Below are 18,352 nucleotides of genomic sequence, written 5' to 3'. Positions count from 1 at the left end.
CCGGTCGGGTGGCGGCGCAACGCCGCCACCCGCCTTGCCATCAGAAATCGATCGCCTTCTGGAAATCGCCCAGCAGTGATTCCCATGTGGCGATATTCGCCTGGAACAGCGCGCTCGACATCCCGCCCTTGTCGAGATCGAGGTCCATCTCGATCCGCGGGTCCTTCTCGTCGTCGAGATAGGCGCGGCCGAACCGATGTTCGGCGTTCCACTTGTTCATCGTGTCGAGGCTCAGCCCCTTCTTGACGAACCCGGCATAGAATTGGACCGTCTTGCAGTCCTTATGATCGGTGCAGTTGTAGAACAGCACGGAGAAATCCACGCCGGCCGCCCCGCTCTTGATGACCGGATCGCCGACATTGTCCTTCGACAGCACGGCGCGATACCCCGCGTCGCGTAGCGCGGTCATGATCGTATCGGGCTTGGTGCCCTGAACCGTCTGTGCTGCGGCCGGTACGCCGGCGGCCATCGCTGCCAGCGCAATGGCAAGTCTTCCCCATGCGTTCACTCGGTTTCCCCCTGTTTTTCGGCCGCCATCCAGGCGGACTTCCGATAGCACGGCGGTATAGGACCACGAGGTGATGAATTGCGAGTGATTCTCACCCTGTTCCGCCCTTGATGGCCCGACGCCATCGTCCTAAAGCCGGCTCCATTCATACCGCAACCGCGAGAGACCCCACCTTGGTCGACCTGTCGCAATATCTGCCGATCCTGATGTTCCTGGGCGTTGCCCTGGTGCTGTCGACGGCCTTCGTCGTGTTGCCCATGGTGGCATCGCGTTTTACCGGCGCGCACAAGCCCACGCCGGAAAAGCTGACCGAGTATGAATGCGGCTTCCCCGCGTTCGAGGACTCGCGCAGCCAGTATGACGTCCGTTTCTATCTGGTCGCCATCCTGTTCATCCTCTTCGATCTCGAAGCCGCGTTCCTATATCCCTGGGCAGTCACGGTGTTCGACCTCGGCTGGACCGCGTGGATCTCGATGATGGTGTTCATCGGCGAATTGGCGCTCGGCCTCGTATATGCTTGGAAGATGGGAGCTCTCGAATGGGAGTAGAACTGACCACGCCGCCGCACGGTTTCGGCGCGGGTAACGCCGCCGGCGTGCCGGTGCAGGCGCCCGATCAGGGTTTCTTCAACGACCTGAACGGCGAACTGACCGACAAGGGTTTTCTGGTCACCTCGACCGAGGACCTGTTCCAGTGGGCGCGGACCGGTTCGCCGTGGTGGATGACCTTCGGCCTCGCCTGCTGCGCGGTGGAGATGATCCACGTGAACATGCCGCGCTACGACATGGAGCGGTTCGGTGCCGCCCCGCGTGCTTCCCCGCGCCAGTCGGACGTGATGATCGTCGCCGGTACGCTGTGCAACAAGATGGCCCCGGCGCTGCGTCGCGTGTACGATCAGATGTCGGAACCGAAATACGTCATCTCGATGGGCAGCTGCGCCAATGGCGGCGGCTATTATCATTATAGTTACAGCGTCGTGCGCGGCTGCGACCGCGTGGTGCCGGTCGACATCTATGTCCCCGGTTGCCCGCCGACCGCCGAGGCGCTGCTCTACGGCGTGATGCAGCTGCAGCGAAAGATCCGTCGTTCGGGGAGCATCGAACGGTGAGGGCGCCCGCACCCCGCCACGCCACCAACGATGGCATCATCGATGCGGCGACCGCCGCGCTGGGCGACATGCTGCTCCATGCGCAAGACAAGGTCGGCGAAGTCTCGCTGACCGTCGATCGTGACCGGCTGGTCATCGCGATGGAGACGCTGCGCGACACGCCGGACCTGAAGTATGAAATGCTGGCGGAGATCGCCGGCGTCGACTACCCCGAGCGGCCCGAGCGGTTCGACGTCGTCTATCACCTGCTGTCGATGACCCGGAACCATCGCATCCGCGTGCGCGTGACGACCGATGAGGAACAGCCGGTGCCGTCGGTGACGGGCATCTGGTACAACGCCGGCTGGCTCGAGCGCGAAGTGTACGACATGTACGGCGTGCTGTTCACCGGCAATGCCGACCTGCGCCGCATCCTGACCGATTACGGCTTCCGCGGCCACCCGCTGCGCAAGGACTTCCCGCTGACCGGCTATGTCGAGATGCGCTATTCGGAAGAAGCCAAGCGCGTGGTCTATGAGCCGGTGAAGCTGGCGCAAGATTTCCGCACGTTCGACTTCATGAGCCCGTGGGAGGGCGCCGAATACGTGCTGCCGGGCGACGAGAAGGCTGCCGAACCCAAGCCTGCCGTCGCAACGGCGCCGGGCGCGCCGACGCCGGTCACGGCCGATCAGGTCAAGCGCGCGGACGCGAACGAAAAGGCCGCCGAACCGCAGGTCGACAAGCCGAAGACCACCGACAGCACGGCGGACACCGGCGCGGGCAAGCCGCATCCGGGCAACCAGACTGAATCGAAGCCGGTCGATCCCGACGTGCCGTCGCCCGATGCGGGCAAGCCGCCGGTGGAGGACAAGTAATGGCCGATTACGACCATCCGATCGACACCGCCAATCCGACGCCGGGCGATGTCGAAATCCAGAACTACACGATCAACTTCGGCCCGCAGCACCCTGCGGCGCACGGGGTGTTGCGGCTCGTCACCGAACTGGACGGCGAGATCATCGAGCGGATCGACCCCCATGTCGGCCTGCTCCATCGCGGCACCGAAAAGCTGATCGAGTACAAGACCTATCAGCAGGCGCTCCCTTACATGGACCGCCTCGACTATTGCTCGCCGCTGTGTATGGAACACAGCTATGTGCTGGCGGTCGAAAAGCTGCTCAACATCGAAGTGCCGCTGCGCGCGCAATATCTGCGCGTGTTCTTCGCGGAGCTGACGCGCATCTGCAATCACATGCTGAACCTCGGTTCGCACGTGATGGACGTCGGCGCGATGACGCCGAACCTGTGGATGTTCGAAATCCGCGAAGACTGCATGGGCTTTTTCGAGCGCATGTCGGGCGCGCGGATGCACCACAACTATCTGCGTCCCGGCGGCGTGCATCAGGACGTGCCGCTCAAGCTGCTGACCGACATTGCGGAATGGCTCGACACGCGCCTGCCGCGCCTGTTCGGCGACGCGATCAGCCTGGTCGCCGAAAACCGCATCTTCAAGCAGCGTAACGTCGATATCGCGATCGTCAGCCGCGAGGACGCGGTGCGCTGGGGCTTCTCCGGCCCGATGATCCGCGGCGCGGGCATCCCGTGGGACATCCGCAAGGCGCAGCCCTACGACGCCTATGACCGGGTCGAGTTCGACGTGCCGGTCGGCACCCGGGGCGACTGCTACGACCGGTTCATGGTCCGCGTCGAGGAAGTGTGGCAGTCGGCCCGCATCATGAAGCAGTGCCTGGCGCAGATGCCCGAAGGGCCGATCGCGTCGTCGGACCGCAAGGTCGTGCCGCCCAAGCGTGGCGAGATGAAGCAGTCGATGGAAGCGCTGATCCATCACTTCAAGCTGTATACCGAGGGCTTCCACGTTCCGGCGGGCGAGGTCTATGTCGCCACCGAAAGCCCCAAGGGCGAATTCGGCATCTACATGGTGTCGGACGGCAGCAACAAGCCGTACCGGGTGAAGATCCGCCCGACCGCGTTCAGCCACCTGCAGGCGATGGACTTCATGTCGAAGGGCCATATGCTCGCCGACATCACCGCCATTCTGGGTGCGATGGACATCGTGTTCGGGGAGTGCGACCGGTGAGCCGTCTCGATACCGTGACCGCGATGATGGAGCGCTACAACGCGTGTGATGCGGCCGGCTATGCCGCGTTTTTCGCCGACGATGGCTGTGAAGCGCAGTATCGCGGCGACGTGGTGCGCGACGGGCGTGCGGGCGTGGAGAGCGGCATGGCGGCGGTCTTCGCCGAATTCCCGCAGAACCATGCCGAAGTGCTGCAATCGTTCGAAGTGGGCGAGCGCGTCGTGTTGCACGAGCGCGTGCGCCGCTCGCCCCATGCTGCCCCGTTCGACGTGATGACCGTCTATTCGTTCAGCGGCGACAAGGTTAGCCGCGTGGAGTTCATTCGCTGATGGCCGACGCCCCCAACATCCCCGACGAAGCCGAGGTCCGCGCGCGCTGGGGCAATTTCGCCTGGACGCCGGCCAATGCCGAAAAGGCGCGCGAGATCGTGGCGCGCTATCCCGAGGGCCGGCAGCAGTCGTGCACCATTCCGTTCCTCGATCTGGCCCAGCGTCAGGTCGGCGCGGAAACGCATACCCAGGGTTGGTTGCCGGTGCCGGTGATCGAGTTCATCGCGCGGGAATTGGGCATGGCCTATATGCGGGTGTACGAGGTCGCGACCTTCTACACGATGTTCAACCTCGCGCCGGTCGGTCGCTATCACGTGCAGGTGTGCGGCACGACGCCGTGCATGTTGCGCGGGTCGGACGATGTGTTTGCCGCGTGCAAGAATCGCGGGCTGATGAAGGGCAAGACCACGCCCGACGGCCTGTTCACGCTGACCGAGGTCGAGTGCATGGGCAATTGCGCCTCGGCTCCGATGGTCCAGATCAACGACGATAATTACGAAGATCTTGACTATGATCGCATGACCGCGATCCTCGAGGCGCTGGGCAAGGGCGAGACGCCGAAGCCCGGCACGCAGGAGCCGGGGCGGCACACGGTCGAGCCGGTCGGCGAACCGACGAACCTCGTGGCGATGGTGACCGAAAATCACGATTACCGCCCGGAATGGGGCAACGCGTCGTGAGGGGCTTGGGCAGCCTGTTGCTGGCGGTCATCGTCGGCATCGTCGTAATGATCGTCGCGCTGAAAGTGTTCATCGGTGCGCTGAAGCTCGTCGGCGTGCTGATCGGGATCGCGGCGATGGTTGCCGTTTATTTCATCGCCGAAAAGGCGATCGGGAAGGGACGATAAGGATGCTGGCCGACAAGGATCGCATCTTCACCAATGTTTACGGGTTCCAGCCGTGGAACCTCGACGCCGCCGTGATGCGCGGCGACTGGGACAATACCAAGGCGCTGTTGCAGCTGGGGCCGGATACGATCATCGATCGGATCAAGGCGTCGGGCCTGCGCGGACGCGGCGGGGCAGGGTTCCCGACCGGCACCAAGTGGTCGTTCATGCCGAAGGCGCCCAAGCCCGACCGGCCGAACTTCCTGGTCATCAATGCCGACGAATCCGAACCCGGTTCGTGCAAGGACCGCGAGATCATCCGCCACGATCCGCACAAGCTGATCGAAGGCGCGCTGGTCGCCGGCTTCGCGATGCGCGCGCGGGCGGCCTATATCTACATTCGTGGCGAATATATCCGCGAGGCCGAAACGCTGTTCGCGGCGATCGCCGAAGCCTATGCCAAGGGGCTGCTGGGCAAGAACGCCTGCGGGTCGGGCTATGACTTCGACGTGTTCGCGCACCGGGGTGCCGGCGCGTACATCTGCGGCGAAGAAACCGCGATGCTGGAAAGCCTTGAGGGCAAGAAGGGCCAGCCGCGCCTGAAGCCGCCATTCCCGGCGGGTGCCGGTCTCTATGGCTGCCCGACGACGGTCAACAACGTCGAATCGATCGCGGTCGTGCCGACGATCCTGCGCCGCAGCCCGGAATGGTTCGCGAGCTTTGGCAATGAGAACAACAAGGGCACCAAACTCTTCCAGATCAGCGGGCACGTGAACCGTCCCTGCGTGGTCGAGGAAGCGATGAGTATCCCGTTCCGGGAACTGATCGAGAAGCATTGCGGCGGCATCCGCGGGGGCTGGGACAACCTGCTGTGCGTCATCCCCGGCGGATCGTCGGTGCCGCTGGTGAAGGCCGAGCATATCATCGATGCGCCGATGGACTTCGATGGTCTCAAGGCCGTCGGGTCGGGCCTCGGCACTGCCGCCGTGATCGTGATGGACAAGTCGACCGACGTCGTCCGCGCGATCAGCCGCCTGTCCTATTTCTACAAGCATGAAAGCTGCGGTCAGTGTACACCGTGCCGCGAAGGCACCGGCTGGATGTGGCGCGTGATGGAGCGGCTGCGCACCGGCGATGCCGACCTGTCGGAAATCGACACGCTGCAGCAGGTGACCAAGCAGGTCGAAGGTCACACCATCTGCGCGCTGGGCGACGCGGCGGCGTGGCCGATCCAAGGCCTCATCAAGAACTTCCGCCCTGAACTCGAGCGGCGGATCAACGAAAAGCGTGGCGGCGGCGTCCAACCGATGCAGGAAGCGGCGGAATGAAGCATCCGCTGATCACGGCGATATTGCTTGCTTCGATCGCAACGCCGGCGTTGGGCCAGCGACAGGTCGAGATGGAGACCGGATCGTCAATTCCGGTTCCCCGTCGCGCGCGTATCTCGAATGAGTCGGGCCTTACCGAACAAGCGCAGGCGCGCAGGACGCTGGCCGAATTCGCTCGGTGCACCGTCGATCGTCGGTCTGCGGAGGTGTCGGTGATTGCCGCGCAGCCGGCCGAAAAGCTGAGCGATTCACGTTTCATGAAAATTGCCGATGACGAATGTCTCTCGTCCGGCCAGATGCGCATGAGGCCATTGCTGATGCGCGCCGCACTGTTCGTGGAACTCTATCGGCGGCGCGATCAGGCCGAGCGACGCGGTGCCGCCTGGGCAGTTCCGGCAGTCGCTTTCGACGAGCGCGCGGCGGTAGCTGGCGCTGCGACCGGCGGACTTGCGCTGGAAGTGGGACTGCTCTCCTTTGCCAGCTGCGTCATTCGGCATGACGCGGAAGCGGCCAAAGCGGTTGTGCTGAAACCGACGGCGAGCAAGGAGCAGGACGCAGCTTTTGCCGCACTGGCACCGCATCTTGGGCAATGTTTGCCCAGCGGGCAGAACGTCAAATTGAGTAAGCCTATTTTGGAAGGCGCCCTGGGCGAGGTTCTCTATCGTGGAACCGTTCCCCCCACGTCTCCCGTGTCGCAGGAAGCTAGGTAATGCCCAAGGTCAAAGTCGATGGGATCGAGGTCGAGGTGCCGCAGGGTGCCACCGTCCTCCAGGCGTGCGAAGCGGCCGGCAAGGAAATTCCGCGCTTCTGCTATCACGAACGGCTGTCGATCGCCGGCAATTGCCGGATGTGTCTGGTCGAAGTGAAGCCGGGGCCGCCCAAGCCGCAGGCTTCGTGCGCGCTGCCCGCCGCCGATAATCAGGAAATCCGCACCGACAGCGCGATGGTGAAGGCCGCGCGCGAAGGCGTGATGGAGTTCCTGCTGATCAACCACCCGCTCGACTGTCCGATCTGCGATCAGGGTGGCGAATGCGACCTGCAGGACCAGTCGGTCGCCTATGGTCGCGGTCAGTCGCGCTATGACGAAAACAAGCGCGCGGTCACCGAGAAGTACATGGGTCCGATCGTCAAGACGGTCATGACCCGCTGCATCCAATGCACGCGCTGCATCCGCTTTGCGGAAGAGGTCGCGGGCGTGGAAGAAATCGGCGCGATCTATCGCGGCGAGAATATGCAGATCACGTCCTATCTCGAACAGGCGGTGACGAGCGAACTGTCGGGCAACGTCGTCGACCTGTGCCCGGTCGGTGCGCTGACGTCGAAGCCCTATGCGTTCGAGGCGCGTCCGTGGGAGTTGAAGAAGACGCTTGCCATCGACGTGATGGATGCGGTCGGCACCAATATCCGCCTCGACAGTCGTGGTCGGCAGGTGCTGCGCTGCGTGCCGCGCATCAACGAAGACGTGAACGAGGAATGGGCGCATGACAAGACGCGCCACGCCGTCGACGGTCTCGTCCGTCGTCGCCTCGACAAGCCGTTCGTCCGCAGGGACGGCAAGCTGGTCGCGGCGGAATGGGACGAAGCTTTTGCGGCGATCGCGGCGGTCAACGCCGGCTCTTCGGTCGCGGCGATTGCTGGCGACCTGCTCGATTGCGAGACTATGTTCGCCGCCAAGGCGTTGGTCAACGCGCTCGGATCGTCGCTGCTCGAAGGGCGGCAGACGGGCATGGCCTATGACGTCACCAATCTCGGCGCGGTCGCGTTCAACACGACCATCGCGGGGATCGAGGATGCCGATGCGATTCTGCTGGTCGGCAGCGACCTGCGCCACGAAGCACCGCTCATCAACACCCGCGTCCGCAAGGCGATCAAGAAGGGTGCGCGCGTTTTTGCCATCGGTGCGGAAACGGACCTCACCTACAAGGTCGAATGGCTGGGCGACGACCTCTCGCTGCTGAACGGTCTGCCCGACCGCGCGGCCGAGGCGCTTGATGCGGCCAAGCGTCCGGCAGTGATCGTCGGCCCTGGCGCGCTGAAGGCGGGCCATGGTGCCGCACTCAAGCTAGCGCGCGACGGCAATCTGGTGCGGACGCTGGAAGACGGTTCGACTTGGAACGGCTTTAACGTCGTTCACACTGCCGCTGCCCGCATGGGGGCACTGATGCTGGGTTATGCGCAGGCGGGCGGCATTGCCGACATCGTCGCGGCGAACCCGAAGCTGGTGTTCTTCCTGGGTGCGGACGAAGTCGATTTCGGCCAGTTTGCCGGGGCGACCAAGGTCTATGTCGGCCACCATGGCGACGAGGGCGCGGCGGCGGCGGACATCGTCCTGCCGGGTGCCAGCTATGCCGAAAAGGCCGGGACGTACGTGAACCTCGAAGGGCGTGTGCAGCGCGGCGACCGGGCAGTGTTCCCGCCGGGTGACGCGCGTGAGGATTGGACGATCTTCCGCGCGCTGGGCGAAGTGCTGGGCGTCACGCTGCCGTTCGACGATTTCGCCGGCGTGCGCCGTGCGATGACGGCGGCGGTACCGGAACTGGGCCAGGAAGGTCTGGTACGTTACGACTGGAACCCGCCGGCACTCGACGCTAAGGGCGAGGGCAAGGTGACCTATCCGGTCGCCGACTTCTACCTGACCAATGCGATCTGCCGGGCCAGCCCGACGATGCAGCGTTGTTCGGCTGAACTTGTCCATGGCCAGGATTTCGCGGAGGCCGCCGAGTGACCTCGTTCTTCGAAACTACCGTCGGCCTGCCCTATGGCTGGGCGTGGACCGTCGCGACGCTGATCGGCATTCTGGTCATCGCGCTGCCGCTGATGCTGGCGGTGGCGATGATCATCTATGCCGATCGCAAGATCTGGGCGGCGATGGCGCTGCGCCGGGGGCCGAACGTCGTCGGTCCGCTGGGCCTGCTGCAGTCGTTCGCCGACGGCTTGAAGGTGTTCCTGCAGGAAACGATCGTGCCGTCCTCGGCCAATCGCGGCCTGTTCCTGCTCGCCCCGATCATTACCTTCACCGTCGCGCTGATCGTCTGGGCGGTGATCCCGTTCGATGTCGGCGTGGTGGTGGCGGACATCAATGTCGGCCTGCTCTACATTCTCGCGGCATCGTCGCTGGGCGTGTACGGCGTCATCATCTCGGGCTGGGCATCGAACTCGAAATATCCCTTCTATTCGGCGCTGCGTGCCGCTGCGCAGATGGTGTCCTACGAAGTCGCGATCGGCTTTGTGCTGATCTCGGTCGTACTGTGGGCCGGGTCGTTCAACCTGACGACGATCGTGCTGGAACAGCGCGCACACATCTTCGGCTTCATCAACGGTTTCGGCTTCAATCCGCTGCTGTTCCCGATGGCGGTGGTGTTCCTGATCTCGTCGCTCGCCGAAACCGCACGCGCGCCGTTCGATCTCACCGAGGCGGAATCGGAGCTGGTCGCCGGGTATCAGACCGAATATTCGTCGATGGCGTTCGCGCTGTTCTGGCTTGGCGAATATGCCAACGTCATCCTGATGTGCGCGCTCAATGCGCTGCTGTTCTGGGGCGGATGGCTGCCGCCGGTCGACTGGGCGCCGCTCTACTTCGTGCCCGGAATCATCTGGTTCCTGCTGAAGACCTTCTTCTTCTTCTTCGTGTTCAGCTGGATCAAGGCGACGGTGCCCCGGTACCGCTATGACCAGCTGATGCGGCTGGGCTGGAAGATCTTCCTGCCGCTGTCGCTGATCTTTGTCTTCCTGATCTCCGGTTATCTGATGATCCAGCGCGTAGGACTGCCCGCATGAGTATCGCCCAGACCATCCGATCGTTCACCCTGTGGGAGTTCGTGAAGGCCCATGCGCTGACGCTGCGGTATTTCTTCAAGCCCAAGGCGACGATCAACTACCCGTATGAGAAGAACCCGCTGAGCCCGCGCTTCCGCGGCGAACACGCGCTGCGTCGCTATCCCAACGGGGAAGAGCGCTGCATCGCTTGCAAGCTGTGCGAGGCGGTGTGCCCGGCGCTGGCGATCACGATCGAGGCCGAACCGCGCGAAGACGGCAGCCGCCGTACCACGCGCTACGACATCGACATGACCAAGTGCATCTATTGCGGGCTGTGCCAGGAAGCATGTCCTGTCGATGCGATCGTCGAGGGGCCGAATTTCGAATTCGCCACCGAAACCCGCGAAGAGCTGATCTATCACAAGGACAAGCTGCTCGCGAATGGTGACCGCTGGGAACGCGCGATTGCGGCGAACCTTGCGAGCGACGCGCCCTACCGGTAATGGCGCGCATGTTCCGTACCGGCGGGGGCGAAACGGTTCGCTTCGCCGGCAATTCGATTAGCGTTTCGTCCCGCACTTCCGCGCGGGGCGGGCAGGGGGAAGAGCAGCGCTCGTGATCCAGACACTCGCCTTCTATCTGTTCGCCACGATCGTGGTGGCATCGGCCGCGTTGACGATCACGTCGCGCAATCCGGTCCATTCGGTGCTGTGGCTGATCCTCGCCTTCTTCAACGCGGCCGGCCTGATGGTGCTGTGCGGCGCCGAATTCATCGCGATGCTGCTGGTCATCGTCTATGTCGGCGCGGTCGCGGTGCTGTTCCTGTTCGTGGTGATGATGCTCGACATCGACTTCACCGAACTGCGCGCCGGGTTCGTTCGCTATCTGCCCGCCGGCCTTGCCCTTGCGGTGCTGCTGGCGGTCGAACTGGTCGTCGGCGCCTATGCCTGGAGCGCGGCGCGGATCGATCTCGCGAAGCGGATCGCCCCGACCGACGCGGCGGTGCCGAATATCGAGGCGATCGGGCGGCTGCTCTACACGCGCTACCTCTACGTCTTCGAAGGCGTCGGACTGGTGCTGCTGGTCGCGATGATTGGGGCAATCGTGCTGACCCAGCGCAAGCGGGCGGATGCCAAGGCGCAGAATATCAACCGCCAGATCAATCGTCGCGCCAAGGATGCGATCCGTAACGTCAATCAGCCCATCGGGCAGGGGGTCGAGCTGTGATCGGTCTTACCCATTATCTGGTCGTCGCGGCGATCCTGTTCACGCTGGGCGTGCTCGGCATCTTCCTCAACCGGAAGAACCTGATCGTCATCCTGATGTCGATCGAACTGATCCTGCTGGCGGTGAACATCAACTTCGTCGCCTTCTCGGCGCAGCTGGGCGATCTGGTCGGGCAGATTTTCGCGATGTTCGTCCTTGCGGTCGCCGCCGGTGAGAGCGCGATCGGGCTGGCCATCATGGTCATCTATTTCCGTGGTCGCGGTTCCATCGCGGTCGACGACGTCAACCGGATGAAGGGGTGATGCCGGTGGCTTTTCGGGTTTCGGGGGTGCTTTCGTGAGTGCCATCCATATCGTCGTGTTCCTGCCGCTGCTGGCGTCGATCGTGGCGGGGCTGTCGAACCGCGCGTTCGGCATCACGGTGCCGAAGATCATTACCACCGCCGGCCTGCTGGCAGCCGCCGGGCTGTCGTGGTCTATCTTTATCCCGTTCCTGACCGGCACGGCCCAGGCGAATGTAGCGCCCGTGTCGACCTGGATCGTGTCGGGCGGCATGGACATCGCCTGGGAATTGCGGGTCGATGCGTTGACCGCGGTCATGCTGGTCGTCATCACCAGCGTGTCGGCGTTGGTCCACCTGTATAGCTGGGGCTATATGAGCGAGGATCCCGATCAGCCGCGGTTCTTTGCCTATCTGTCGCTGTTCACCTTCGCGATGCTGATGCTCGTGACCGCGAACAACCTGGTGCAGATGTTCTTCGGTTGGGAAGGCGTCGGCCTGGCGTCGTACCTGCTGATCGGTTTCTGGTTCCGCAAGCCCTCGGCCAACGCCGCCGCGATCAAGGCGTTCGTCGTCAACCGCGTCGGCGACCTTGGCTTTATGCTCGGCATCTTCGGCACCTATCTGGTGTTCGGCACGATTTCGATCCCTGAGATCCTACAGGCGGCGCCATCGATGGCCGGTTCGACCATCGGTTTCCTGTGGTTCCGCGCAGACACGATGACCGTGCTCTGCCTGCTGCTGTTCGTCGGCGCGATGGGTAAGTCGGCACAGTTGGGGCTCCACACGTGGTTGCCGGACGCGATGGAAGGCCCGACCCCGGTGTCGGCGCTGATCCACGCGGCGACGATGGTCACCGCCGGCGTGTTCATGGTGTGCCGTCTGTCGCCGATGTTCGAAACCTCGCCGACCGCGCTGGCGGTGGTGACGGCCGTCGGTGCCGCGACCTGCCTGTTTGCGGCGACGATCGGCCTGGTGCAGACCGACATCAAGCGCGTCATCGCCTATTCGACCTGTTCGCAGCTGGGCTATATGTTCTTTGCGGCGGGTGTCGGTGCCTATGGCGCAGCGATGTTCCACCTGTTCACCCACGCCTTCTTCAAGGCGTTGCTGTTCCTCGGCGCCGGTTCGGTCATCCATGCAATGCACCACGAACAGGACATGCGTTATTATGGCGGTCTGCGGAAGCATATCCCACTGACCTTCTGGGCGATGATGGCGGGCACGCTCGCGATCACCGGTGTTGGTATCTACGAAGTCGGCGGTTTCGCGGGCTACCACTCGAAGGACGCGATCCTCGAAGCGGCGTGGGCGGCAGGTCCGCGGGGCTATGGTGCCTTTTATGTCGGGACCTTTGCCGCGCTGTTGACGAGCTTCTATTCGTGGCGGCTGATGTTCCTGACCTTCTTCGGGCGTCCGCGCTGGGCGGGGTCGGAGCATATCCAGCACGCGGTGCATGAAGCGCATGGCCACCATGGCCATGACGATCACGCCCACCACGACGCACATCCGGCGGCGGAAGATGCGGGCGATGCTCCGTCGACTCATGACGCCCATGCGAGCGACGTGGCCGAGGGCATGGCAGGCTACCACCCGCACGAAAGCCCGATCGTGATGCTCATCCCGCTGATCGTGCTGACAGTTGGCGCGGTGGCCGCTGGCTATGTGTTCAACCACTGGTTCATCGGTGGCGATGCGGGTGAGGCCTTCTGGAAGGGCAGCCTGTTCTACAACGAGCATCTGATGCACGCTATGCATGGCGTGCCGATGCTGGTAAAGCTGGCCGCGACGATCGTCATGCTGATCGGGCTGGTGAGCGCGCTCTATGTCTATATCATCCGTCCGGGCACGGCGGCGGCCATTGCGGATACGTTCCGCGTTCTGCACCGCTTCCTGCTCAACAAATGGTATCTAGACGAGCTGTATCACCTGCTCTTCGTTCGTCCGGCATTCGCGCTCGGCCGCTTCTTCTGGAAGCGTGGCGATGAACAGACGATCAACCGCTTTGGTCCGGACGGGTCGGCGGCGGTGGTCGGCCTGTCGAGCCGCCTCGCGGTCAGGATGCAGACCGGCTATCTCTACACCTATGCCTTCGTCATGCTGATCGGCCTGACGGCGGCGGTTACCTGGGCGATCGCGTCGTGATGCGCGGTTTCAAGCAATTGGTTCGGGGGAATAACTCGTGAACGGCTTCCCGATCCTGTCGGTGATGCTGCTGGTACCGGCGGTCGCAGCGATGCTGTGCCTGTTCGTATCGGCGAATGGGGCGCGCTGGACGGCGCTGATCGCCACGCTGGTCAATCTCGCGCTGGGCGTGCTGCTCTGGGCGAATTATGACATTGGCGGCGCACAGTGGCAGTTCGTCGAAGCGCCGGCGCTCGGCAACTTCGGCGTCTTCCGTTACGCGCTCGGCATCGACGGCTTTGCGCTGATGCTGATCATGCTCAGCGTGTTCCTCATGCCGATCTGCATCGGTGCGTCGTGGAAGTCGGTCACCAATCGCGTGCCCGAATATATGGCGCTGTTCCTGACCGTCGAAGTGCTGATGATCGGCACCTTCGCAGCGCAGGACCTGCTGCTGTTCTATGTCTTCTTCGAGGCCGGCCTGATCCCGATGTATCTCATCATCGGCATCTGGGGCGGGGCGAACCGCATCTACGCGTCGTACAAGTTCTTCCTGTACACGCTGCTCGGTTCGCTGCTCATGCTGATCGCGATGATCTACATGATCCAGACGGCCGGTACGTCGGACATCCCGACGCTGATGGCCTATGACTTCCCGGCACATGTCCAGACGTGGCTGTGGCTGGCATTCTTTGCGTCGTTCGCGGTCAAGATGCCGATGTGGCCGGTCCACACCTGGTTGCCCGACGCGCACGTGCAGGCGCCGACCGCCGGCTCGGTCATCCTGGCGGGCGTGCTCCTGAAGCTTGGCGGCTATGGTTTCCTGCGCTTCTCTATCCCGATGTTCCCGGAAGCCTCGGGCCAGCTGACCTGGCTGATCCTCGGACTGTCGGCGGTGGCTGTCGTCTACACCTCGCTCGTCGCGCTGGTGCAGTCGGACATGAAGAAGCTGATTGCCTATTCGTCGGTCGCGCACATGGCGATCGTGACCATCGGCCTGTTCGCCTTCAACCAGCAGGGCATCGAAGGTGCGATGATCGTGATGCTCAGCCACGGCTTGGTGTCGGGTGCGCTGTTCCTGTGCGTCGGCATCATCTACGACCGGCTGCATACGCGGGAAATCGTGCGGTACGGCGGTCTGGCGATCAACATGCCACGCTATGCCGTGTTCTTCCTGTTGTTCACGATGGCGTCGATCGGTCTGCCGGGTACGTCGGGCTTCGTCGGCGAGTTCCTGAGCCTTGCCGGCACGTATCAGCTTTCGACGTGGGCGGCGCTGATCTGCACGACCGGCATCATTCTGGGCGCAGCTTATTCGCTGTACCTCTATCGTCGCATCGCGCTGGGTGATCTGGTGCATGACGATGTGAAGGCGATGCCGGACGTGTCGATGCGCGAACTGGCGCTTCTGGCGCCGATCGCGGCGGTCGTGCTGTGGATGGGTGTCTACCCGGAAAGCTTCATGGCACCGATGCGCAAGGATGTCGGCCTGCTGGTCGCGCGGATCGAGCGCGCCACGCCGGCATCGGATTCACGGCCGACACCGGGCAATCCGGCGGCGGCAGCGGCGAAGGTCGCGGAACATGAAACGGGCGCGGCTGCGGCGCACGGGGAATTGCACTGATGAGCTACGCCGAACAACTTTCGATGACGCTGCCCGAACTGGTGCTGGCAGTCGGGGCGATCGTCCTGATGCTGGTATCGGCGTGGGGCAAGCAGGCGGCAGCGCGCGGTGTGAGCATCGCCGCGGTCTTCGTCCTTGCCGGGGCGGGTGTTGCGCTGGTCGGCAATGGGTCGTCGGGGGCCACCGCATTCGACGGCATGTATCGTGCCGATGCGTTCGCGGCCTTTGCGAAGGTGCTGATCTACCTCGCCTCGGCAGTCGCGATCATCATTGCTCCACGTTTCTTCCAACGGACCAGCGGGGACGACCTGAAGCCCGAATATCCGGTGCTGATCCTGTTGTCGGCCTGCGGCATGGGCATGATGGTGTCGGCGTCCGACCTGCTGCTGCTCTATGTCGGCCTCGAACTGCAGAGCCTTGCGGCCTATGTCCTTGCCAGTTTCATGCGCCGCGACACGCGCTCGGCAGAGGCTGGCCTGAAATATTTCGTGCTGGGGGCCTTGGCATCGGGCATCCTGCTCTACGGCGTCAGCCTGGTATATGGCTTCGCCGGCACGACGCTGTTCAGCGACATCGCTGTCGCCTATGCCGGTCCGCGCAACATGGGCCTACTGTTCGGCCTGGTGTTCGTGTTCGCAGGGCTTGCGTTCAAGCTGGCGGCAGTACCGTTCCACATGTGGACGCCCGACGTGTATGAAGGCGCGCCGACCCCGGTGACCGCCTTTTTCGCATCGGCGCCCAAGGTCGCGGCGATGGCGATGGCGCTGCGTGTCGCGGTCGAGGCGATGGGGCCGGCGGTCCTCGAATGGCGCCAGATCGTGATCTTCGCCGCACTTGCTTCGATCGTCCTGGGTGCGGTCGGTGCGATCGGGCAGAAGAATATCAAGCGCCTGCTTGCCTATTCGTCGATCAACAATGTCGGCTTCGCGCTGATCGGCCTCGCCGCCGGTTCGGCGCAGGGCGTTGCGGGCGTGCTGTTCTACCTTGCCGTCTATGTTGTCATGACGCTCGGATCGTTCCTGATCGTATTGCAGATGCGCGATGAGAATGGACAGCCGGTCGAAACCGTCGCCAGCTTGGCGGGCCTGTCGCGGACGCGGCCGGCACTGGCGTTCGCGCTGATGATCTTCATGTTCTCGCTCGCCGGTATCCCGCCGCTGTTCGGCTTCTGGGCGAAGTACGCGGTGTTCGAGGCAGCGGTGCAGGCGGGCCTGTTGTCGCTGGCGGTGATCGGTATCGCGGCATCGACGATCGGCGCATTCTATTACCTGCGCGTGGTCAAGACGATGTATTTCGACGAGCCTGCCCCCGCGTTTGGTCGTGAACCGGCGCTGGTTGAAGGCGGGCTGACGCTGGCCGCTGCCATCGTCATTTCGCCGGTCAGCCTGTTCCTGATCGCGCCGCTTTCGGCGTGGTCGCTGGCTGCCGCACGGGCGTTGTTCTGACGGTTCGTGTCGTTGGCGAGACGGGGTCGACCAATGTCGACCTGCTCGCCGCAGCGGAAGCGGGCGCCGAAGAAGGTCTCTGGCTCCGCGCGCAACGACAGGTTGCCGGGCGGGGCCGGGTCGGACGTCGCTGGGCGGATGGGGATGGTAACCTGTTTGCCAGTACGATCGTTCGGCTGCGACCGGGCGATCCCGCTGCGCCGACGCTGACCTTGGTCGCAGCGGTGGCGTTGGCCGAAGCGGTGTCGGTCGTTGCGCCAGGACGGGCGATGATAAAATGGCCGAACGATCTGCTGGTCTCGGGCGCGAAGCTGTCCGGTATCCTGCTGGAACGGGGTGCCGGTGACGCGGTGGTGATCGGCTTCGGCGTCAATGTCGCGACCCATCCCGATCTTGCCGATCGACCGACCACGAGCCTGGCGGCACAGGGCGTTGCGGTCACCCCTGCGGCGCTACTGGATTTGCTGCGCGAACGTTTTTCCCATTGGCTCGAGCGGTGGCGCGGCAACGACCTGCCAAGCGTCCGTGCGGCGTGGGAGGCGATGGCGCATCCGCGCGGTACGACGCTGCGGGTTCGCCTGCCCGATGGCGGGCAGTGCGAAGGGACGTTCGACGGCGTCAATGCGGACGGTGCGTTGCGCTTGGTCGATCGCGATGGCGCTACAACGCTGATCCATGCGGGCGACGTCTTTGCCTGACCATTGCAGCCAGAACCTGCCGTGTTGCAATCACACGCGGTCCTTGTGGTCGGTCGGCGCAACCTCTACCGCAGGGCAGGGCGTGCCGTTCGGGCATGGCGAGGAAATTCGATGCTGCTAGCGATCGACGCCGGCAATACCAATATCGTATTCGCGCTGGTCGACGATGAGACGATCGTCGCGCGTTGGCGCATCGCGACTGATCCGCGCCGGACGGCCGATGAATATGCGGTATGGCTCAGCCAGCTGCTGGCGCTTGACGGGCGGGATCGTTCGGCGGTGGACGCGGTCATCATCGGGACGGTGGTGCCGCGCGCGCTCCACAATCTCGAGGTGCTGGCGATCAAGTATTTCGGCGTCGAGGCGCTGGTCGCGGGGCGGGGTGCTGCGGCGTTCGGTATCGCATTGGATGTCGAGGAACCGCAGACGGTCGGTGCCGACCGCGCGCTGAACGCGATCGCGGCGCATGCGGCGCATCCCGGCGACCTGATCGTCGTCGATTTCGGTACGGCGGCTACGTTCGACGTGGTCGACTATTCTGGTGCCTATAAAGGCGGGATCATCGCGCCGGGCATCAACCTGTCGCTCGACGCGCTGGTGACCGCCGCTGCAAAGCTGCCGCGCATCGCGATCGAGGCGCCGGCGTCGACCAGCGTCATTGGTCGCAATACCGCGGACCAGATGCACATCGGCATCTATTGGGGCTATATCGCGATGATCGAGGGGCTGGTCGCGCGGATGAAGGCGGAAATCGGCCGCCCGGTCCGCGTGATCGCCACCGGCGGTCTGGCGATCCTTTTCGAAAAACATACGCAGGTGTTCGACCAGGTCGAACAGGACCTGACCATCACGGGACTGGCGATGCTGTGGCGCCGCACCCATATCACTGCAGCAACGTAACGAAGCAAACCGAACCCGCGAATGGGCGCGGGCATTGAAAGAAATTGAGTGACACCAAAGAAAGAACTGCTCTTCGTCGCGCTCGGCGGATCGGGCGAAATCGGCATGAACGTCAACCTGTAC

20 protein-coding genes are annotated in these 18,352 nt (G+C 63.7%); 19 read left to right on the top strand and 1 reads right to left on the bottom strand.

What is annotated here, in order from left to right:
* Positions 1-40: 40 nt before the first annotated feature.
* Positions 41-508: a YbjN domain-containing protein gene (locus QZ755_RS11860; RefSeq protein ID WP_294323064.1), complete on the bottom strand. Its 468-nt coding sequence runs from the start codon at positions 506-508 to the stop codon at positions 41-43.
* Positions 509-681: 173 nt separating this feature from the next.
* Here QZ755_RS11860 and ndhC point away from each other — a divergent pair, with 173 nt between their 5' ends.
* The 19 genes from ndhC to QZ755_RS11765 all read left to right on the top strand — a co-directional run bounded on the left by ndhC (position 682) and on the right by QZ755_RS11765 (position 18,229).
* A complete protein-coding gene (ndhC, locus tag QZ755_RS11855) occupies positions 682-1,056 on the top strand; it encodes an NADH-quinone oxidoreductase subunit A (RefSeq protein ID WP_242415369.1) in 375 nt (124 codons plus the stop codon).
* Positions 1,047-1,616, top strand: a complete 570-nt coding sequence (locus tag QZ755_RS11850; protein WP_294323059.1) for an NADH-quinone oxidoreductase subunit B — start codon at positions 1,047-1,049, stop codon at positions 1,614-1,616. The genes ndhC and QZ755_RS11850 overlap by 10 nt, the downstream gene beginning before the upstream one ends.
* Positions 1,613-2,470 (top strand): NADH-quinone oxidoreductase subunit C, encoded by an 858-nt coding sequence (locus tag QZ755_RS11845; protein ID WP_294323058.1) that lies wholly within the window; start codon positions 1,613-1,615, stop codon positions 2,468-2,470. The genes QZ755_RS11850 and QZ755_RS11845 overlap by 4 nt, the downstream gene beginning before the upstream one ends.
* On the top strand, positions 2,470-3,693 hold the full coding sequence (locus tag QZ755_RS11840) for an NADH-quinone oxidoreductase subunit D (RefSeq protein WP_294323056.1): 1,224 nt from the start codon (positions 2,470-2,472) through the stop codon (positions 3,691-3,693). The genes QZ755_RS11845 and QZ755_RS11840 overlap by 1 nt, the downstream gene beginning before the upstream one ends.
* Before the next feature lie 23 nt (positions 3,694-3,716).
* On the top strand, positions 3,717-4,022 hold the full coding sequence (locus tag QZ755_RS11835) for a nuclear transport factor 2 family protein (protein WP_294323336.1): 306 nt from the start codon (positions 3,717-3,719) through the stop codon (positions 4,020-4,022).
* Entirely contained in the window at positions 4,022-4,702 is a 681-nt protein-coding gene (locus tag QZ755_RS11830) for an NAD(P)H-dependent oxidoreductase subunit E (protein ID WP_294323053.1), read from the top strand. The genes QZ755_RS11835 and QZ755_RS11830 overlap by 1 nt, the downstream gene beginning before the upstream one ends.
* On the top strand, positions 4,699-4,869 hold the full coding sequence (locus QZ755_RS11825; RefSeq protein ID WP_294323052.1) for a hypothetical protein: 171 nt from the start codon (positions 4,699-4,701) through the stop codon (positions 4,867-4,869). The genes QZ755_RS11830 and QZ755_RS11825 overlap by 4 nt, the downstream gene beginning before the upstream one ends.
* Before the next feature lie 2 nt (positions 4,870-4,871).
* The gene (gene nuoF, locus QZ755_RS11820) at positions 4,872-6,176 is read left to right on the top strand and encodes an NADH-quinone oxidoreductase subunit NuoF (protein ID WP_294323051.1); all 1,305 of its coding nucleotides are present in this window, start codon (positions 4,872-4,874) and stop codon (positions 6,174-6,176) included.
* Positions 6,173-6,886: a hypothetical protein gene (locus QZ755_RS11815; RefSeq protein ID WP_294323048.1), complete on the top strand. Its 714-nt coding sequence runs from the start codon at positions 6,173-6,175 to the stop codon at positions 6,884-6,886. The genes nuoF and QZ755_RS11815 overlap by 4 nt, the downstream gene beginning before the upstream one ends.
* On the top strand, positions 6,886-8,901 hold the full coding sequence (gene nuoG, locus QZ755_RS11810; RefSeq protein WP_294323046.1) for an NADH-quinone oxidoreductase subunit NuoG: 2,016 nt from the start codon (positions 6,886-6,888) through the stop codon (positions 8,899-8,901). Before QZ755_RS11815 ends, nuoG begins: the two co-directional genes overlap by 1 nt.
* A complete protein-coding gene (nuoH, locus tag QZ755_RS11805) occupies positions 8,898-9,953 on the top strand; it encodes an NADH-quinone oxidoreductase subunit NuoH (RefSeq protein WP_294323044.1) in 1,056 nt (351 codons plus the stop codon). Before nuoG ends, nuoH begins: the two co-directional genes overlap by 4 nt.
* On the top strand, positions 9,950-10,435 hold the full coding sequence (nuoI, locus tag QZ755_RS11800; protein ID WP_055755909.1) for an NADH-quinone oxidoreductase subunit NuoI: 486 nt from the start codon (positions 9,950-9,952) through the stop codon (positions 10,433-10,435). Before nuoH ends, nuoI begins: the two co-directional genes overlap by 4 nt.
* 112 nt (positions 10,436-10,547) lie before the next feature.
* Positions 10,548-11,159, top strand: coding sequence for an NADH-quinone oxidoreductase subunit J (locus QZ755_RS11795; RefSeq protein WP_294323042.1), 612 nt, complete (start codon positions 10,548-10,550; stop codon positions 11,157-11,159).
* On the top strand, positions 11,156-11,461 hold the full coding sequence (gene nuoK / locus QZ755_RS11790) for an NADH-quinone oxidoreductase subunit NuoK (RefSeq protein ID WP_055755914.1): 306 nt from the start codon (positions 11,156-11,158) through the stop codon (positions 11,459-11,461). The genes QZ755_RS11795 and nuoK overlap by 4 nt, the downstream gene beginning before the upstream one ends.
* A gap of 34 nt (positions 11,462-11,495) precedes the next feature.
* Entirely contained in the window at positions 11,496-13,583 is a 2,088-nt protein-coding gene (gene nuoL / locus QZ755_RS11785) for an NADH-quinone oxidoreductase subunit L (protein WP_294323040.1), read from the top strand.
* Positions 13,584-13,620: 37 nt separating this feature from the next.
* Positions 13,621-15,186 carry an NADH-quinone oxidoreductase subunit M gene (locus QZ755_RS11780; protein ID WP_294323038.1) on the top strand — a complete coding sequence of 522 codons (1,566 nt, stop codon included), beginning with the start codon at positions 13,621-13,623 and terminating at the stop codon, positions 15,184-15,186.
* A complete protein-coding gene (nuoN, locus tag QZ755_RS11775) occupies positions 15,186-16,631 on the top strand; it encodes an NADH-quinone oxidoreductase subunit NuoN (RefSeq protein ID WP_294323036.1) in 1,446 nt (481 codons plus the stop codon). Before QZ755_RS11780 ends, nuoN begins: the two co-directional genes overlap by 1 nt.
* Positions 16,598-17,329, top strand: coding sequence for a biotin--[acetyl-CoA-carboxylase] ligase (locus tag QZ755_RS11770; RefSeq protein WP_294323034.1), 732 nt, complete (start codon positions 16,598-16,600; stop codon positions 17,327-17,329). The genes nuoN and QZ755_RS11770 overlap by 34 nt, the downstream gene beginning before the upstream one ends.
* 111 nt (positions 17,330-17,440) lie before the next feature.
* Entirely contained in the window at positions 17,441-18,229 is a 789-nt protein-coding gene (locus QZ755_RS11765; RefSeq protein ID WP_294323032.1) for a type III pantothenate kinase, read from the top strand.
* Positions 18,230-18,352 lie beyond the last annotated feature (123 nt).

Source organism: uncultured Sphingomonas sp. (genome assembly GCF_913776855.1).
Lineage (GTDB): Bacteria > Pseudomonadota > Alphaproteobacteria > Sphingomonadales > Sphingomonadaceae > Sphingomonas.
This window is presented reverse-complemented; position numbering and strand designations above follow the sequence as displayed.